Raw genomic sequence first — 15,670 nt, 5'->3', positions numbered from 1 at the left:
CCGAGGATAAACGGCGCCTTCCCATGGGTTATCCACCAACTGGCGGGCGGGCCGAGCCGTTAGCATCCTGATTTCGATTCTCAGATTTTCAGGAGCCCCCTACATGCAACGTCGTCATTGGAACGCACTCGCCGGCGCCGCGCTGGCGCTGGTCGCCGCCCCGGTCTTGGCGCAGAGCTATCCGAACAAGCCCATCGAGCTGCAGGTGCCTTTCGCGCCCGGCGGCACCACTGACATCGTCGCCCGCGTGATCGCCGATCCGCTGGGCAAGCAATTGGGCCAGAGCGTGGTGGTGATCAACAAGGCGGGCGGCGGCGGCATCGTGGGCGCGGCCGAGACCGCGCGCGCCGCGCCGGACGGCTACAAGCTCGGCGTGGCCACCGTCTCGAGCACGGCCGCCAACCCGGCGATCAACCCGAAGGTGCCCTACGACCCCGTCAACGACTTCACGCCCATCGTCAACATCGCGGCCACGCCCAACCTGATCGCGGTGCACCCGAGCTTCCCGGCCAAGAACTACGCCGAGTTCGTGGCCGAGATCAAGAAGAACCCGGGCAAGTACTCCTACGCGTCGTCGGGGACCGGCGGTATCGGCCATCTGCTGATGGAGCTCTACAAGAGCCTGAGCAATACATTCGTGACCCACATCCCCTATCGGGGTGCTGGCCCGGCGCTCAACGATGTGGTGGGCGGCCAGGTGCCGATCATTTTCGACAACATTCCTTCCGCGCTTCCCTTCATCAAGAACAAGCAGCTGGTGCCGATCGTCGTCGCAGCTCCGCAGCGCCTGAAGGACCTGCCCAACGTGCCGACCTTCAAGGAGGTGGGCCTGGAGCCCGTCAACCGCATGGCCTACTACGGCATCCTGGGGCCCAAGGGCCTGCCGAAGGAAGTGGTCGACAAGATCAATGCGGGCGTGAAGAAAGCGGTCGAGGACCCGGCGGTGCGCAAGCGCATCGAGGACACGGGCTCGCTGATCGTCGCCAACTCGCCGGAGCAGTTCGCCGAGCAGATCAAGGCCGAGTTCGCGGTCTACAAGCAGGTGGTGGCCAAGCAGAAACTCACGCTGGAATAAGCGGCGCTTTCCGGTTCCAGGCCGCCCGCTACGGGCGGCCTTTCTTTTTGCTATCTTGCCTCCCATGACTGCGGCCCTCGACACGCTCACCGCCACGCCGGAGATCGACGAGTTCATCGACGCGCTCTGGCTCGAGGACGGGCTGTCGAAGAACACGCTGGCGGCCTACCGGCGCGATCTCGCGCTGTTCGCGCAATGGCTCCATGCGCAGTGCGGCCGGGCGCTGGACGCCGCGCGCGAAAGCGATCTGCAGGCCTACATGGGCGCGCGGCTCACTGCCCGGGGCAAGGCGACCTCGGCCAACCGCCGGCTCACGGTGTTCAAGCGCTATTTCCGCTGGGCGGTGCGCGAGCGGCGCATCGGCGCCGATCCGAGCCTCCGGCTGGTGCCTGCCCGACAGGCGCCGCGCGCGATCAAGACGCTGTCGGAGAAGCAGGTGGACGACCTGCTCTCTGCCCCGGACGTCGACACGCCGCTGGGCCTGCGCGACCGCGCGATGCTCGAGCTGATGTACGCGAGCGGGCTGCGCGTGAGCGAGCTGGTGGCGCTCAGGGTTTTCGAGCTGAGCCTCAACGACGGCGTGCTGCGCGTGCTGGGCAAGGGCAGCAAGGAGCGGCTGGTCCCCTTCGGCGGCGAGGCGCGGCGCTGGATCGAGCGGTACATGCACGAGTCCCGGCCGGCCATCCTCGACGGCCAGCAGACGCCCGACCTGTTCGTCACCGCGCGCGGTGCGGGGATGACGCGGGTGATGTTCTGGATCATCGTCAAGAAGCATGCACAGGCGGCCGGCATCGATGTGCCGCTGTCGCCCCACACGCTGCGCCACGCCTTCGCCACGCACCTGCTCAACCACGGCGCCGACCTGCGGGCGGTCCAGCTGCTGCTGGGCCATGCGGATATCTCGACCACCACCATCTACACGCATGTGGCGCGCGAGCGGCTGAAGCAACTGCATGCGAAGCACCATCCCCGTGGCTGAAAGCCTGCCGACCGCGCTGCATGTGGGCTGCGCCGGCTGGAGCCTGCCGCGCGCGGAATGGCCGCACTTTCCGGCCCAGGGCTCGCACCTGGAGCGCTATGCGGCGCGCTTCGACATCGCGGAGATCAATTCGTCCTTCTACCGGCCTCACCAGCGCGAGACCTATGCGCGCTGGGCTGCAGGGACGCCGGCGCATTTCCGCTTCTCGGCCAAGCTGCCGAAGAGCATCACCCACGAGAAGCGGCTGGTCGGCGCCATGCCGGAGCTCGAGGCCTTTCTCACGCAGGTGAAAGGCCTCGGCGACAAGCTGGGCTGCCTGGTCGTGCAGCTGCCGCCCAGCCTGCAATTCGACGAGCCCACGGTGTCGCGCTTCCTCCGGGCGATGCGTCGGCGCCATCAGGGCCCGGTCGCGCTGGAGCCTCGGCATCCGAGCTGGTTCGGGCAAGAGGCCGAGCGGCTTCTCGCGCGTTTCCGGACCGCGCGGGTGCTCGCCGATCCGGTGCTCCACGACGATGCGGCAGCGCCGGGCGGATGGCCCGGGCTGGTCTACCTGCGGCTGCACGGTTCGCCACGGCGCTATTGGTCTTCGTACTCCGACGCCGTGCTGCAGCAGCTCGCCCAGCGCCTGGCCCAAGCGCGGGAGGAGGGCGCGCAGTGCTGGTGCGTGTTCGACAACACCGCCAGCGGCGCGGCAGTCGCCAATGCCCTGACGCTCGCGGTGCTGATCGATGCCGCGCCAGAATGGCAGGGTCGCAAGGAAGCACGCCGATGAACTGGAAATCCTGCTTTGCTGCCCGAGCCGTGGCGCTGACCCTGGCCTGCTGCGCTCTCATTCCCGTCGCCCATGCACAGGTCGTGCCCAAGACCATCCGCCTCATCGTGGCCTACCCGGCGGGCGGCGTCAGCGATGTCGTGGCCCGCGCGCTGGCGGACAAGCTGGCCGCGCAGCTGGGCAGCACGGTGGTGGTCGAGAACAAGGCCGGCGCCAGTGGCACCATCGGCATGGACGCGGTCGCCAAGGCCGCGCCGGACGGCGCCACGCTGGGTTTCGCGGCCATCAGCCCGCTGGTGCTGAACCCGCACCTCGGCAGGTCGCCCTTCGACCCCTTGAAGGACATCGCGCCGGTGGCCAGCGTCATGTACTCGCCGGTGCTGCTGCTGGCCACCGAGGCCACGGGCACGCGCGATTTCCGCACGCTGATGGAGGATGCCCGGGCCCGGCCGGGGGCAGTGCGCTGGGCCACCTCGGGCCAGGCCTCGCTGGGCCACATCGTGCTGGAGCAATTGCGCAACGCGGCGCGGGTGGACATCACCCATGTGCCCTACCGGGGCGGCGCGCAGCAGATGAACGATGCGCTGGGCGCCCAGTTCGAGATCCTGTCGATCAACGCCGGCCCCGCAGTTGCGCCGCACATCCGGTCGGGCAAGCTGCGCCCGCTCGCGGTGGGCGCGCCGGAGCGGCTGCAGAGCCTGCCGAAGGTGCCGACGCTGGCCGAGCTGGGCTTTCCGTCGGCCAACCTGAGCTCCCTCTTCGGCGTGTTCGCGCCCGGCAAGACGCCCGAGATCCTGATCGCCAAGTACAACGTCGAGATCAACAAGGCGCTGGCGAGCCCGGACCTGCGTGCACGGCTGTTGGCCACCGACAACGTGCCCACGGGCGGCGGGGTGGAGGCCTTTGCCGACGAGATCGAGGCCGAGTACGAGAGCAATGCGCGCATCGTGAAGGCGGCGGGGATCAAGTCGGATTGACAGGGCAGCGCCACCCTGATCGAGGCATCGCATCGGCGTGTTGACGCGCCGGGGCTCATGATGCATCCCGCTCGACGCGCAGGCGCTCGCAGCGATTTGCTCATGAGAGCTTCTCCAGTTCGGCGAAGATCTTGCGGTAGTGCGCTTCGCGTTTCATCTTTCCCTCTGGCGTTCCTTCACGATCAATCACGTGCTTCGCCGCAGCCACCGTGGCGGGGAGCAAGTTCTTGTAGCAGGCCGGATGCCGCGATTTCCACCTTATGCACAATTCGATTGCTCTATCGGCGTGAGCCTCGGCGTCGATGTCTTGTCCGGAACGCTCGTCGACATAGGGAGACTCTTGCTTCAAGGCTCTGGCAAGGGCCTCGGCGAGGTATTGGGCCAGCTCAGGGGTCGCTTCCTTCGCGTCCCTCGGCGTAGTGGTTGCGTTTAATGCCAACCCGCTCGCAGCTTGCCATTCGTCGTGCCAGAAGGATGATGACAGCCGCTCCTGTGCAAACTTGTTGAGCAATGCGTGGGCAAGGCGGCGAGGGCGAGGTGAGACGGATCTACATAGTCGACAACCGCTTCGTAACCCGCAGGAACTCGCGGTTCCTGGGGCGAGCAGTCATGCCACGACGAACCGGCCGTCGTGCAGTGCCGCGCCGAAGCTCGGGAGCAGCCGGAGTGAAGCTACTCTTTCCGCAGATCGTCGATTTCTTCGTTCGTGAAGCCCGCGTGCGTTCGCGCCTCCAGGTTGAAGGGTGGGCGCAAGCGCGGCGCCTCGTGGCGCCGGTATAGAACGCGGTAGTGCGCGATCGGGTCCAGGCCCTCACGTTCGCACAGCCATCGGTACCAGCGGTTGCCAATCGCCACGTGGCCGATCTCGTCGCGCAGGATGATGTCCAGGATCTCGCAAGCCTTGTTCGCGTCCGGCGTGTTCACGCGCCGCAGCTTGGCCTGGATCAACGGGGTGGCGTCGAGGCCGCGCGCCTCCAGCGTGCGCGGCACCAGCGCCATGCGCGCCAGCACGTCGTGCCGGGTCTTCTCGCACATGGCCCACAAGCCGTCGTGGCCGGTGAAGTCGCCGTAGCGCCAGCCCATGCCGCGCAGGTGCTCGTGCAACAGGGTGAAGTGCAGTGCCTCCTCGTCGGCCACGCGCAGCCAGTCGCGGTAGTAGTCCTCGGGCATGCCGTCGAAGCGCCAGGCTGCGTCGAGGGCGAGGTTGATGGCGTTGAATTCGATGTGACAGATCGAGTGGATCAGCGCTGCCCGGCCTTCGGGCGTGACGGGCGATCGCTTTTCAACCGCTGTGGCCGCCACGCGCAATGGCCGTTCCGGACGGCCGGGCACCCCGGCTTCATCGCCTTCGATGCGTACCGCCGCGGCGGGCGCCGGATGCGCCCGCATCCGCGCCGCGGCGGCATGCGTCGCGGCCACCTTCTGCTCGGGGTCGGTGAGGCGCAGCGCGGCCAGGGCGTCGAGGCGGGGGTGCTGCATCCCTACAATTCTAGTTTTGCACTCTGGAGACTCGGCGATGGCCCTCTACGAACTCGACGGCGTGGCGCCGCAACTGGGGCAGGGCGCTTACGTCGCAGACAGCGCGCAGGCCATCGGCCGCGTCGTCATGGGCGATAACGCCAGCCTCTGGTTCGGCGTGGTGGCGCGGGGCGACAGCGACACCCTGACCATCGGCCGCAACAGCAACATCCAGGACCTCTCGATGCTGCATGCCGATGCCGGCGTGCCGCTGACGATCGGCGAGAACGTGACCGTGGGCCACCACGTCGTACTGCACGGCTGCACCGTGGGCGACAACTCGCTGATCGGCATCGGCGCGGTGGTCTTGAATAACGCGAAGATCGGCCGCAATTGCATCGTCGGCGCCGGTAGCGTCGTGACCGAGGGCAAGGAGTTTCCGGACAACTCGCTGATCATCGGCGCGCCGGCCAAGGTGGTGCGCACGCTCGACGAGGCTGCCGCCGAGCGCCTTCGGAAGAATGCCGATCACTATGTGGAAAACGCCCGCCGCTTCGCGAAGGGCCTGAAGAAGATCGGCTGAAACCCGATCGGAGAGACTGCCTTGAGCGAGTTGCACAAGTTCCTGTTCGACGGTTTGCCCGTGCGCGGCATGATCGTGCGCCTGACCGATGCCTGGCAGGAGATCCTGTCCCGTCGCGCCTCGAACACCGCCACCGGCGCCTATCCCGTGCCGGTGACCGAGCTGCTCGGCGAGATGACCGCGGCGGCCACGCTGATGCAGGCCAACATCAAGTTCAACGGCGCGTTGATTTTGCAGATCTTCGGTGATGGCCCCCTGAAGGTCGTCGTGGCCGAGGTCAAGCCCGACCTCAGCCTTCGTGCCACCGCCAAGGTGCTGGGCGAGCTCGATGCCGATGCGCATCTTTCCGACATGGTCAACGCGAACGGCAAGGGCCGTTGCGCGATCACGCTCGATCCCAGGGACAAGCTCCCGGGCCAGCAGCCCTACCAGGGCGTGGTGCCGCTGGTCGACCCGGACGGCCGCAAGCTCGATCGCCTCAGCGATGTGCTGCAGCACTACATGCTGCAGAGCGAGCAGCTCGACACCACGCTGGTGCTCGCCGCCGATGAGCAGGTGGCGGCCGGGCTGCTGATCCAGCGCCTGCCCGCCAAGGGCGAGGCCAACCTGGAGGGCACCGGACGCGGCGCGAGCGATCCGATCAACGTGGACCAGATCGGCCACAACGAGGACTACAACCGCATCGCCATCCTCGCGGCGAGCCTGACGCGCGAGGAACTGCTCACGCTGGATGTCGAAACCATCCTGCGCCGTCTGTTCTGGGAAGAGAAGCTGCTGCGCTTCGAGCCGCAGACCGGCATGCTGGGTCCGCACTTCGCCTGCACCTGCGGGCGGGAGCGCGTGGCGCAGATGATCCGCGGGCTCGGTCGGGAAGAGGCCGAGTCCATCCTCGCGGAGCGCGGCGACATCGAGGTGGGCTGCGATTTCTGCGGCAAGCAGTACCGATTCGACGCGGTCGATACGGCGCAGATCTTCACCTCGCCCGGCGACCAGTTGCCGGCGAGCCCGGTGGTGCAGTAACGCGCCTTCAGCGCACGCCGGTTTGGAAGCCGCCGAAGCGGATGTCCGGTGCGCTGGTGTTGTGGCGTGAAGGGATGCTGCGGCCGAAGCGCACGTCGGCCGCCTGCAGCGTCCTGATCTCGGGCAACGGTCTGCGCTGCTCGGCGCCGCCTGGCGTGGCTCGCCACGCCACCTCGCTCATGTCCGCGTTGTCCGGCGCCACGTACATCGAGCGCAGCACCGCGAAGCGCGGCCCCTGCCTGCGACCCGGCTTCAGGGCCACATCGAGCCTGGTGCGCGCCTCGCTGATCTCGCGCACGTCGACCTTCGCCTCGCCGCCGTTCGCAAAGCGGAGCTTGAAGGCGAGCGGCCGGGTCTCGATGGCGATCGACGCGATGCGGGCCACCGGGCGACCCGCCTGCTCGACCGGGCCCATCACGAAGGAGGAGCCGTACACGCCGTCGCCGAAGCGGGCCGGGGGCAGCGGCTTGATGCGCCAGTAGCCGTCGGACGGATACATCACCAGCGCCTCGAGCGGCTTGGCGCCGGTCTTGGCGAAGACCTGGATCATGTGGAAGCCGCGGTCGGGCCGGCCATCCACGCGCACCGGCACGCGTTCGGGCCGCCAGAAGGAGGGGAGGGTGATACCCACGATCTGCCATCGCGGACCGTCGTGCAGCACCGCGCGCCGCTCCTTGAAGGTGTAGCGCGGATCGGTCGGGTGCGCGCTGCCGTCGAAGTTGCAGCCCGAGAAATCGGGCGCCGTGCGGTCCTGCTCGATGGTGGCCAGGTAGGCGGGCGGCAGCGCCTCGACGCGGAAGCGGCGGATGCCGGCGCCGTCGAGGTTGAGCGACACGTTGTCTTCCTCGGCACAGGCGGTCGCATGGGTGTCGTTGCTCACGGTGGCTTGCGCCGGCGCGGCCGAGACCGCTGCCGAAGACAGCAGGGCGGACAGCAGGGCGGCCGCACGGAATGTGAAATGCATTTCTTGGGATCCTTTCCTCTAGGACGATCTAGGACGAGCGCCTGGCAACGAGGTCGGTGAACATCCTGTGTTCGCATGCAGGGTCGGAGCACTTCTCGCATGCCCAGGACCACGCGGCGGTGCCTGCCGGCGCGGCGGGACGGCGGTCGCCGGCATCCGCTGCGGCATTGATCGCGTTCCACGCGTTGGCCAATTGCTCATCGCCTTCGCCGTGTACCACCGCAAAGCTCAGCTTCGCGTCCATCAGCGCCTTGCGCAGCATGTCATCGATGGGAGTCGGGGAGGCGGATGCGATGAACAGGATGAGGGCGTCGCGGTGCAATTCGAGTGTGCCTGGATCGATCGAGCGGCCGGGCAGAGACTCGACCACGAGGGAGGCGGCGATGCCGCGTGCCCCAAGCCGTTGCGCGAGCGCTTCGGCGAGCCTGGTGTTGCCGCTGTCATCTGCGCCGATCAGCGCAATCGCGCAACCCGCCGGACGGACAGGCGTCATGAGACAAGGCCCCCACGCTCCCTCACTTCGTGTGGTCGCTGCCCCCCGAGGGGGCGTTTTTCATCTTGGGGCGGCCCGGCGATGAAAACACCTTCAGCGCGTGATCTGCACGAACACTTCGTTGGGCTTGACCATGCCGAGCTCCTGGCGGGCGCGCTCCTCGACCATCTCCAGCCCTTCCTTCAGGTCATTGACCTCGGAGTTGAGCCGCTCGTTGGCGAGCGCGGCCTTCGCGTTGTGCTCCTTCTGCTCGGCCAGCTTGTCCTTGAGCTGTGCCACGTCGCGCACGCTGCCGCGCCCGGTCCAGAGCTGCCACTGGAGGACCAGCAGCAGAAGGACCAGGATGACCGGAACGATGCGCGAGCGCATGGTGCCCCGTCCCGCGGGTCAGCGCAGGTTGTAGAAAGCCGCGCGGCCGGGATAGCTCGCGACGTCGCCGAGGTCTTCCTCGATGCGCAGCAGCTGGTTGTACTTGGCGATGCGGTCCGAGCGAGACAGCGAGCCGGTCTTGATCTGGCCGGCGTTGGTGCCCACCGCGATGTCGGCGATGGTGGAGTCCTCGGTCTCGCCCGAGCGGTGGCTGATCACGGCGGTGTAGCCGGCGCGCTTGGCCATTTCGATCGCGGCGAAGGTCTCGGTCAGCGTGCCGATCTGGTTGATCTTGATCAGGATCGAGTTGGCGATGCCCTTCTCGATGCCTTCCTGCAGGATCTTCGTGTTGGTGACGAACAGGTCGTCGCCCACCAGCTGCACGCGCTTGCCGAGGCGATCGGTCAGCAGCTTCCAGCCGTCCCAGTCGCCTTCGTGCATGCCGTCCTCGATGCTGATGATCGGGTACTTGTCGACCCAGGTCGCCAGCATGTCGGCCCAGTTGCCGGCCGACAGCGTGAGGTTCTCGCCGGCCAGCACGTACTGGCCGTCCTTGTAGAACTCGCTGGCGGCGCAGTCCAGGCCCAGCGCGATCTGGGTGCCGGCGGCATAGCCGGCCTTGTCGATGGCTTCGAGGATGAGCTGGATCGCGGCCTCGTGGTTCTCGACGCTGGGGGCGAAGCCGCCCTCGTCGCCCACGGCCGTGCTGATGCCGCGGTCGTTCAGGATCTTCTTGAGTGCGTGGAAGACCTCGGCGCCGTAGCGCACCGCCTCGCGCAGGCTGGATGCGCCCACGGGGATGATCATGAACTCCTGCAGGTCCAGGCTGTTGTTGGCGTGCGCGCCGCCGTTGATGACGTTCATCATCGGCACCGGCAGCTGCATGCCGCCCATGCCGCCGAAGTAGCGGTACAGGGGCAGGCCCGACTCCTCGGCCGCGGCGCGGGCCACGGCCATGGAGACGGCCAGGGTCGCGTTGGCGCCCAGGCGGGCCTTGTTCTCGGTGCCGTCGAGGTCGTTGAGCGTGCGGTCCAGGAAGGCCTGCTCGCTGGCATCGAGGCCCAGCACGGCTTCCGAGATCTCGGTGTTGATGTTCTCGACCGCCTTCAGCACGCCCTTGCCCAGGTAGCGGCCCTTGTCGCCGTCGCGCAGCTCGATTGCCTCGCGCGAACCGGTGGACGCGCCCGATGGGACCGCGGCGCGGCCCATGGTGCCCGACTCGAGCAGCACGTCGCATTCGACGGTGGGGTTGCCGCGGCTGTCGAGGATCTCGCGCCCGACGATGTCAACGATTGCACTCATTCAATTTCCTTCTGCAGGTTCTGGATCTTTGGGGTGGTGTCATTCGGGTGCGCGCTCATTGAAAAGAGTTCTCCAGGAACGCGCTCTTCTTGGTCACGCGGTCGAGCGCCAGCAGCGTCTCGAGCAGCGCCTTCATGTGCTTGAGCGGCACGGCATTGGGGCCGTCGCTCAGGGCATTGGCCGGGTCGGGGTGGGTCTCCATGAAGAGGCCCGCCACGCCCACCGCCACCGCAGCGCGCGACAGCACCGGCACCATCTCGCGCTGGCCCCCCGAGCTGGTGCCCTGGCCGCCGGGCAGCTGCACCGAGTGCGTGGCGTCGAACACCACTGGCGAGCCGGTCTCGCGCATGATCGCCAGCGAGCGCATGTCCGACACCAGGTTGTTGTAGCCGAAGCTGGCACCGCGCTCGCAGGCCATGAAGCTGTCTTCCGGCAGGCCCTTTTCCTTGGCGGCGGCGCGCGCCTTGTCGATCACGTTCTTCATGTCGTGCGGCGCGAGGAACTGGCCCTTCTTGATGTTGACCGGCTTGCCCGACTGCGCCGCCGCGCGGATGAAGTCGGTCTGGCGGCACAGGAAGGCCGGTGTCTGCAGCACGTCGACCACCAGGGCGGCAGCCGTGATGTCCTCTTCGGTGTGCACGTCGGTCAGCACCGGCAGGCCCAGCTCGCGCTTGACCTTGGCCAGGATCTCCAGGCCCTTGTCGCGCCCCGGGCCGCGGAAGCTGGTGCCTGATGATCGGTTGGCCTTGTCGAAGCTGCTCTTGAAGATGAAGGGGATGCCGAGCGAGCCGGTGATTTCCTTCAGCGTGCCGGCGGTGTCCATCTGCAGTTGCTCGGACTCGACCACGCATGGTCCCGCGATCAGGAAGAACGGCTTGTCGAGCCCGATGTCGAATCCGCAAAGCTTCATAGATCCCCCCACGCTTGCCACTGCGTGTGCTGCGCTGCCCCCCAGGGGGCCTTCGCGGCTTGGAGCGGTCCGGCGCCGCTCATGCAACCACCTTCAACGCCTGCTTGTCGGCGACCTGATGCTCCAGCGCCGCCTTGATGAAGGCGTTGAACAAGGGGTGACCGCTCCACGGCGTGGACTTGAACTCGGGGTGGAACTGCACCCCGATGTACCAGGGGTGCACGTCCCTCGGCAGCTCGACGATTTCGGTCAGGTGCTCGCGCTGCGTCAGGGCCGAAATCACCAAGCCGGCGCGGCGCAGCTCGTCGAGGTAGTTGACGTTGGCTTCGTAGCGGTGGCGATGGCGCTCGGTCACCACGTCGCCGTAGATGCTGTGGGCCAGCGTGCCGGGCGCCACGTCGGAACTCTGCGCGCCCAGGCGCATGGTGCCGCCGAGGTCGGACTTCTCGTCGCGCAGCTTGATGGTGCCGTCGCGGTCTTTCCACTCGGTGATCAGCGCGATCACGGGGCAGCTGGTGTCGGGGTCGAACTCGGTGCTGTTGGCGTTCTTCAGGCCGGCCACGTTGCGCGCGTACTCGATGGTCGCGACCTGCATGCCCAGGCAGATGCCGAGGTAGGGGATCTTGGTCTCGCGGGCGAAGCGCGCCGCGGCGATCTTGCCCTCGACGCCGCGTTGGCCGAAGCCGCCGGGCACCAGGATGGCGTCGTACTTGCCGAGCCGGGCCACGTCCTGCGGCGAGATGGTCTCGGAGTCGATGTAGTCGATCTTCACCCGTGCATGGTTCTTCAGGCCGGCGTGGCGCAGCGCCTCGTTGAGCGACTTGTAGCTGTCGGACAGGTCGACGTACTTGCCGACCATCGCGATGCTCACTTCCTTCTGCGGATGCTCGACCTCGTAGACCAGGTCGTCCCAGCGCTTGAGCTTGGCTGGCGGCGTGTTGATGCGCAGCTTGTCGCAGATCAGGCCGTCGAGGCCCTGCTCGTGCAGCATGCGCGGGACCTTGTAGATGGTGTCCACGTCCCACATCGAGATCACGCCCCACTCGGGCACGTTGGAGAAGAGCGAGATCTTCGCGCGCTCGTCGTCGGGAATGGGGCGGTCGGCGCGGCACAGCAGGGCATCGGCCTGGATGCCGATGGCGCGCAGTTCCTTGGCCGTGTGCTGGGTCGGCTTGGTCTTGAGCTCGCCGGCCGCCGCGATCCACGGCACATAGCTCAGGTGCACGAAGGCCGAGTTGTTGGGGCCCATGCGCAGGCTCATCTGGCGCACGGCCTCGAGGAAGGGGAGGGACTCGATGTCGCCCACGGTGCCGCCGATCTCGACGATCGCCACGTCGACCTCGTGCGGCGTGCCGATGCCGGCGCCGCGCTTGACGTACTCCTGGATCTCGTTGGTGATGTGCGGAATCACCTGCACCGTCTTGCCGAGGTAGTCGCCCCGGCGCTCCTTCTCGAGCACGGACTTGTAGATCTGGCCGGTGGTGAAGTTGTTGGCCTTGCGCATGCGCGTCGTGATGAAGCGCTCGTAGTGGCCGAGGTCGAGGTCGGTTTCGGCCCCGTCGTCGGTGACGAAGACCTCACCGTGCTGGAAGGGCGACATCGTGCCGGGGTCGACGTTGATGTAGGGGTCCAGCTTGATGAGGGTGACTTTGAGGCCGCGGGACTCGAGGAGCGCGGCGAGCGAGGCGGAGGCGATTCCCTTGCCGAGGGAAGACACCACACCACCGGTGACGAAGACGAATTTGGTCATGCCAGTTCCGAACGTGCAGGTCCGGGCAGTGGGAAATGCAGATTATAGGTGCCGCCTCATGAGCCGCACGGCCGCTCCGAAGGCGAATAGCACCGCAGCCGAAGGCGAAGGTGCTCCAGTTGCGCCTCGAAGGCGAAGGGGCAGCGCGTGAACGCGCGCGTAGTGGGGCTGCTACATTGCCGGCATATGCAAGATCTGCAAGACCTCGCCGGCAAACACATCGTCCTCGGCCTCACGGGGGGCATCGCCTGCTACAAGTCGGCGGAGCTGTGCAGGCTGCTGGTCAAGGCGGGCGCCACCGTGCAGGTGGTGATGACCGAGGCCGCGACCCAGTTCATGACGCCGGTCACGATGCAGGCGTTGTCGGGGCGGCCGGTCTACACCTCGCAGTGGGACGCTCGCGAGCCCAACAACATGCCGCACATCAACCTGAGCCGCGAGGCCGATGCGATCGTGCTGGCGCCCGCCAGCGCAGACTTCATCGCGCGGCTGGTGCAGGGGCGTTCGGACGAGCTGCTGAGCCTCCTGTGCCTCGCGCGCCCCGCGGATCGCGTGCCGCTGCTGATCGCGCCCGCCATGAACCGCGAGATGTGGGTCCATCCGGCGACCCAGCGCAACCTGCGCCAGGTCGATGCCGACGGCGCCCGCGTGCTGGGCGTGGGCAACGGCTGGCAGGCCTGCGGCGAGACCGGCGACGGCCGCATGCTCGAGCCCCTGCAGCTGTTCGAAGAGATCGTGTCGCAGTTCCAGCCGAAGGTGCTGGCGGGGCGGCAGGTGGTGGTCACGGCGGGGCCGACCTTCGAGGCGCTCGATCCGATCCGCGGCATCACCAACCACTCCTCGGGCAAGATGGGCTTCGCGATCGCGCAGGCCGCGCGCGAGGCGGGCGCCCAGGTCACGCTGGTGGCGGGCCCGGTGCATCTGCCCACGCCGCGCGGCGTTGCGCGCATCGACGTCACATCCGCCCGGGAGATGCTGGAGGCCAGCCGACAGGCCACGCAGCAAGCGTCGGTGTTCGTCGCCACAGCGGCGGTGGCCGACTGGCGGCCGGCGTCCCACAGCGAGCACAAGATCAAGAAGGACGGCAGCGGCAGCGCGCCGACCCTGCAGTTCGTCGAAAACCCGGACATCCTGCTGACCATCGCGCAGGGCGAGCGGGCCAGGGCCGGCAAGCTCTTCTGCGTGGGCTTCGCGGCCGAGAGCGAGAACCTGGTCGCGCATGCCAAGGCCAAGCGCGAGCGCAAGGGGATTCCGCTGCTGGTGGGCAACATCGGCCCGCTGACCTTCGGACAGGACCACAACAGCCTGCTGCTGGTCGACGACAAGGGCGTTCGGGAGCTGCCGCGTGCGCCCAAGCTTGCGCTGGCGCGCGAGCTGGTGGCCGAGATCGCGGCACGCCTGCCGCCGGGGAGTCCGTGATGAATCCGCAATGGAACACGCCGCCCAACGGCGATTTCGCAAGCTACGTCGAGCGCCTGGCGGAGCAGGCACTGCAGCCGGCGCGTCCGCCCCAAGAGGGCGAGCACGGGCTCGATGTCGGCATGACCCAGCGATCCGACGCGCAGCCGGCCCATCGGCCGCAGGCGGAGGCACGCCCGGCCGGCGCAGGCACAGGCCCGGGCCGCAACCTGCTCAAGGGGCTGGGCATCGCCTGGCTGCTGGCCCTCATGGTGCTGCTGGCGGCCGACGCGCCCTTGGGCATCGTCCTGGGCCTGTTCGCAGCCGGCCTGTGGCTGGGCTACAAGCTCAAGCACCTCGTGTTGCCGCCCGGCGTGGAGAACTGGAAGGAATGGCTTGAAGAAGCCGCCAAGAGACAACAGCACCTGCAGCAGCAACGAAAGCGCAATTCCAAGTGAACGTCGACGTCCGAATCCTCGATCCCCGCATGCAGGACCAACTGCCTGCCTACGCCACCCCCGGCAGCGCCGGGCTGGACCTGCGCGCCTGCCTGGATGCCCCCATCACCCTGGCGCCCAACGCCTGGCAGCTGGTGGGCACCGGCATCGCGATCCACCTGGCCGACCCCGGCTATGCCGCGCTGATCCTGCCGCGCTCGGGGCTGGGCCACAAGCATGGCATCGTGCTGGGCAACCTGGTGGGCCTGATCGACAGCGACTACCAGGGCGAGCTCAAGATCAGCGCCTGGAATCGCAGCGACACGGCCTTCGTCCTGCAGCCGATGGAGCGGCTGGCGCAGCTGGTGATCGTGCCGGTCGTGCAGGCGCAGTTTCGGGTGGTGGCGGAGTTCCCGCCCAGCGAGCGCGGCGAAGGTGGCTACGGATCGACCGGCAAGCATTGAGCGCGGGTTTGTAGGCCGGCGCCTGCGAGGCCGGGGCCGAGTGGCTCACAGGTAAAGAACGGAACCGGCGATATAGCCGTCGCATCGAAGTTTCAACATGTGTTCACGTCATCGTGCCGCGGCGCGATGCGTTTGGACCATGGAGAGCGCATCGCGCCGACCTGTTCGAGGAGTACACATCATGAAAACCCCAACTCGCCTTCTCTCTGTCACCGCTTCCGTGCTTGCGCTGGCCGCGCTGACCGCGTGTGTAGCGCCACAGCCCATCTACGAGACCTCGCGCTACCCTTACCAGCCGACCTACCCGGCAGCCCCATCGGCCTACGTCGAGTACGGCCGCGTTGCCAACATCGAGGTGATCCGCAGCCAGACGTCCGGCGCCGGCACGAGCGGCGGCGGTGCCGTGGCGGGCGGGGTCCTCGGCGGCGTGGTGGGTAACCAGTTCGGCCATGGCAGCGGCCGTGCCGCGGCCACCGCACTGGGCGTCATTGGCGGGGCCCTGCTGGGCAACAGCGTCGAAGCCAATGCGAACGCACCGAGGGTCTACGAGAGCTACCGCATCTCGATCCAGACCGAGCACGGCGCCTATCGTTCCTTCGACGTGCCGAGTCCGGGCGACCTGCGCATCGGCGACCGCGTGCGCATCGAGGGCGGGCAGATCTCGCGCGTCTGAGCGGATGAAACAAAAAGGCCGGGCAGTGCCCGGCTTTTTTTTCGTT

Annotated in this window: 18 protein-coding genes; 10 read left to right on the top strand and 8 right to left on the bottom strand. The window is 67.6% G+C overall.

Annotation, left to right across the window (positions count from 1 at the left end):
* The first annotated feature begins 103 nt into the window (after positions 1 to 103).
* The 4 genes from ACMGEZ_RS07655 (at position 104) to ACMGEZ_RS07640 (ending at position 3,803) form a co-directional block, all read left to right on the top strand.
* Entirely contained in the window at positions 104 to 1,075 is a 972-nt protein-coding gene (locus ACMGEZ_RS07655) for a tripartite tricarboxylate transporter substrate binding protein BugE (RefSeq protein WP_436821662.1), read from the top strand.
* Between the two features lie 64 nt (positions 1,076 to 1,139).
* Entirely contained in the window at positions 1,140 to 2,054 is a 915-nt protein-coding gene (gene xerD, locus ACMGEZ_RS07650; RefSeq protein ID WP_436821661.1) for a site-specific tyrosine recombinase XerD, read from the top strand.
* Positions 2,029 to 2,826, top strand: a complete 798-nt coding sequence (locus ACMGEZ_RS07645) for a DUF72 domain-containing protein (RefSeq protein WP_436821660.1) — start codon at positions 2,029 to 2,031, stop codon at positions 2,824 to 2,826. The genes xerD and ACMGEZ_RS07645 overlap by 26 nt, the downstream gene beginning before the upstream one ends.
* Complete coding sequence (locus ACMGEZ_RS07640) at positions 2,823 to 3,803, top strand: Bug family tripartite tricarboxylate transporter substrate binding protein (RefSeq protein ID WP_436821659.1); 981 nt, start codon at positions 2,823 to 2,825, stop codon at positions 3,801 to 3,803. The genes ACMGEZ_RS07645 and ACMGEZ_RS07640 overlap by 4 nt, the downstream gene beginning before the upstream one ends.
* 100 nt (positions 3,804 to 3,903) lie before the next feature.
* Here ACMGEZ_RS07640 and ACMGEZ_RS07635 read toward each other — a convergent pair whose 3' ends face one another.
* Both ACMGEZ_RS07635 and ACMGEZ_RS07630 read right to left on the bottom strand, forming a co-directional pair.
* Positions 3,904 to 4,314 carry a hypothetical protein gene (locus ACMGEZ_RS07635; RefSeq protein WP_436821658.1) on the bottom strand — a complete coding sequence of 137 codons (411 nt, stop codon included), beginning with the start codon at positions 4,312 to 4,314 and terminating at the stop codon, positions 3,904 to 3,906.
* Positions 4,315 to 4,475: 161 nt separating this feature from the next.
* Positions 4,476 to 5,282: a ferritin-like domain-containing protein gene (locus ACMGEZ_RS07630; RefSeq protein ID WP_436821657.1), complete on the bottom strand. Its 807-nt coding sequence runs from the start codon at positions 5,280 to 5,282 to the stop codon at positions 4,476 to 4,478.
* Positions 5,283 to 5,319: 37 nt separating this feature from the next.
* Between ACMGEZ_RS07630 and ACMGEZ_RS07625 the strand changes: the two genes are divergently transcribed.
* A complete protein-coding gene (locus tag ACMGEZ_RS07625; RefSeq protein ID WP_436821656.1) occupies positions 5,320 to 5,844 on the top strand; it encodes a gamma carbonic anhydrase family protein in 525 nt (174 codons plus the stop codon).
* A gap of 21 nt (positions 5,845 to 5,865) precedes the next feature.
* Positions 5,866 to 6,864 carry an Hsp33 family molecular chaperone HslO gene (gene hslO / locus ACMGEZ_RS07620; protein WP_436821655.1) on the top strand — a complete coding sequence of 333 codons (999 nt, stop codon included), beginning with the start codon at positions 5,866 to 5,868 and terminating at the stop codon, positions 6,862 to 6,864.
* 7 nt (positions 6,865 to 6,871) lie between these two features.
* Here the strand turns inward: hslO and ACMGEZ_RS07615 are convergent, their stop codons facing one another.
* The 6 genes from ACMGEZ_RS07615 to pyrG all read right to left on the bottom strand — a co-directional run bounded on the left by ACMGEZ_RS07615 (position 6,872) and on the right by pyrG (position 12,652).
* Complete coding sequence (locus tag ACMGEZ_RS07615; protein ID WP_436821654.1) at positions 6,872 to 7,828, bottom strand: hypothetical protein; 957 nt, start codon at positions 7,826 to 7,828, stop codon at positions 6,872 to 6,874.
* A 28-nt stretch (positions 7,829 to 7,856) separates the two neighbouring features.
* Positions 7,857 to 8,321, bottom strand: coding sequence for a hypothetical protein (locus tag ACMGEZ_RS07610; RefSeq protein WP_436821653.1), 465 nt, complete (start codon positions 8,319 to 8,321; stop codon positions 7,857 to 7,859).
* Between the two features lie 93 nt (positions 8,322 to 8,414).
* Entirely contained in the window at positions 8,415 to 8,690 is a 276-nt protein-coding gene (gene ftsB / locus ACMGEZ_RS07605) for a cell division protein FtsB (RefSeq protein ID WP_436821652.1), read from the bottom strand.
* Between the two features lie 18 nt (positions 8,691 to 8,708).
* The gene (gene eno / locus ACMGEZ_RS07600; protein ID WP_436821651.1) at positions 8,709 to 9,992 is read right to left on the bottom strand and encodes a phosphopyruvate hydratase; all 1,284 of its coding nucleotides are present in this window, start codon (positions 9,990 to 9,992) and stop codon (positions 8,709 to 8,711) included.
* Between the two features lie 55 nt (positions 9,993 to 10,047).
* Positions 10,048 to 10,902, bottom strand: coding sequence for a 3-deoxy-8-phosphooctulonate synthase (kdsA, locus tag ACMGEZ_RS07595; protein ID WP_436821650.1), 855 nt, complete (start codon positions 10,900 to 10,902; stop codon positions 10,048 to 10,050).
* A gap of 79 nt (positions 10,903 to 10,981) precedes the next feature.
* The gene (gene pyrG / locus ACMGEZ_RS07590) at positions 10,982 to 12,652 is read right to left on the bottom strand and encodes a CTP synthase (RefSeq protein ID WP_436821649.1); all 1,671 of its coding nucleotides are present in this window, start codon (positions 12,650 to 12,652) and stop codon (positions 10,982 to 10,984) included.
* A gap of 195 nt (positions 12,653 to 12,847) precedes the next feature.
* Here pyrG and coaBC point away from each other — a divergent pair, with 195 nt between their 5' ends.
* From coaBC to ACMGEZ_RS07570, 4 genes are all read left to right on the top strand, one after another.
* A complete protein-coding gene (coaBC, locus tag ACMGEZ_RS07585; RefSeq protein WP_436821779.1) occupies positions 12,848 to 14,071 on the top strand; it encodes a bifunctional phosphopantothenoylcysteine decarboxylase/phosphopantothenate--cysteine ligase CoaBC in 1,224 nt (407 codons plus the stop codon).
* Complete coding sequence (locus tag ACMGEZ_RS07580; protein ID WP_436821648.1) at positions 14,071 to 14,508, top strand: hypothetical protein; 438 nt, start codon at positions 14,071 to 14,073, stop codon at positions 14,506 to 14,508. Before coaBC ends, ACMGEZ_RS07580 begins: the two co-directional genes overlap by 1 nt.
* The gene (dut, locus tag ACMGEZ_RS07575; RefSeq protein ID WP_106554307.1) at positions 14,505 to 14,951 is read left to right on the top strand and encodes a dUTP diphosphatase; all 447 of its coding nucleotides are present in this window, start codon (positions 14,505 to 14,507) and stop codon (positions 14,949 to 14,951) included. Before ACMGEZ_RS07580 ends, dut begins: the two co-directional genes overlap by 4 nt.
* A 181-nt stretch (positions 14,952 to 15,132) precedes the next feature.
* Complete coding sequence (locus ACMGEZ_RS07570) at positions 15,133 to 15,624, top strand: glycine zipper 2TM domain-containing protein (RefSeq protein ID WP_436821647.1); 492 nt, start codon at positions 15,133 to 15,135, stop codon at positions 15,622 to 15,624.
* Positions 15,625 to 15,670: the final 46 nt, after the last annotated feature.

This window comes from Variovorax stachyos, assembly GCF_051400855.1.
Lineage (GTDB): Bacteria > Pseudomonadota > Gammaproteobacteria > Burkholderiales > Burkholderiaceae_C > Variovorax.
The sequence above is the reverse complement of the archived record's forward strand: the minus strand, read 5'-3'. Positions and strand labels throughout refer to the sequence as shown.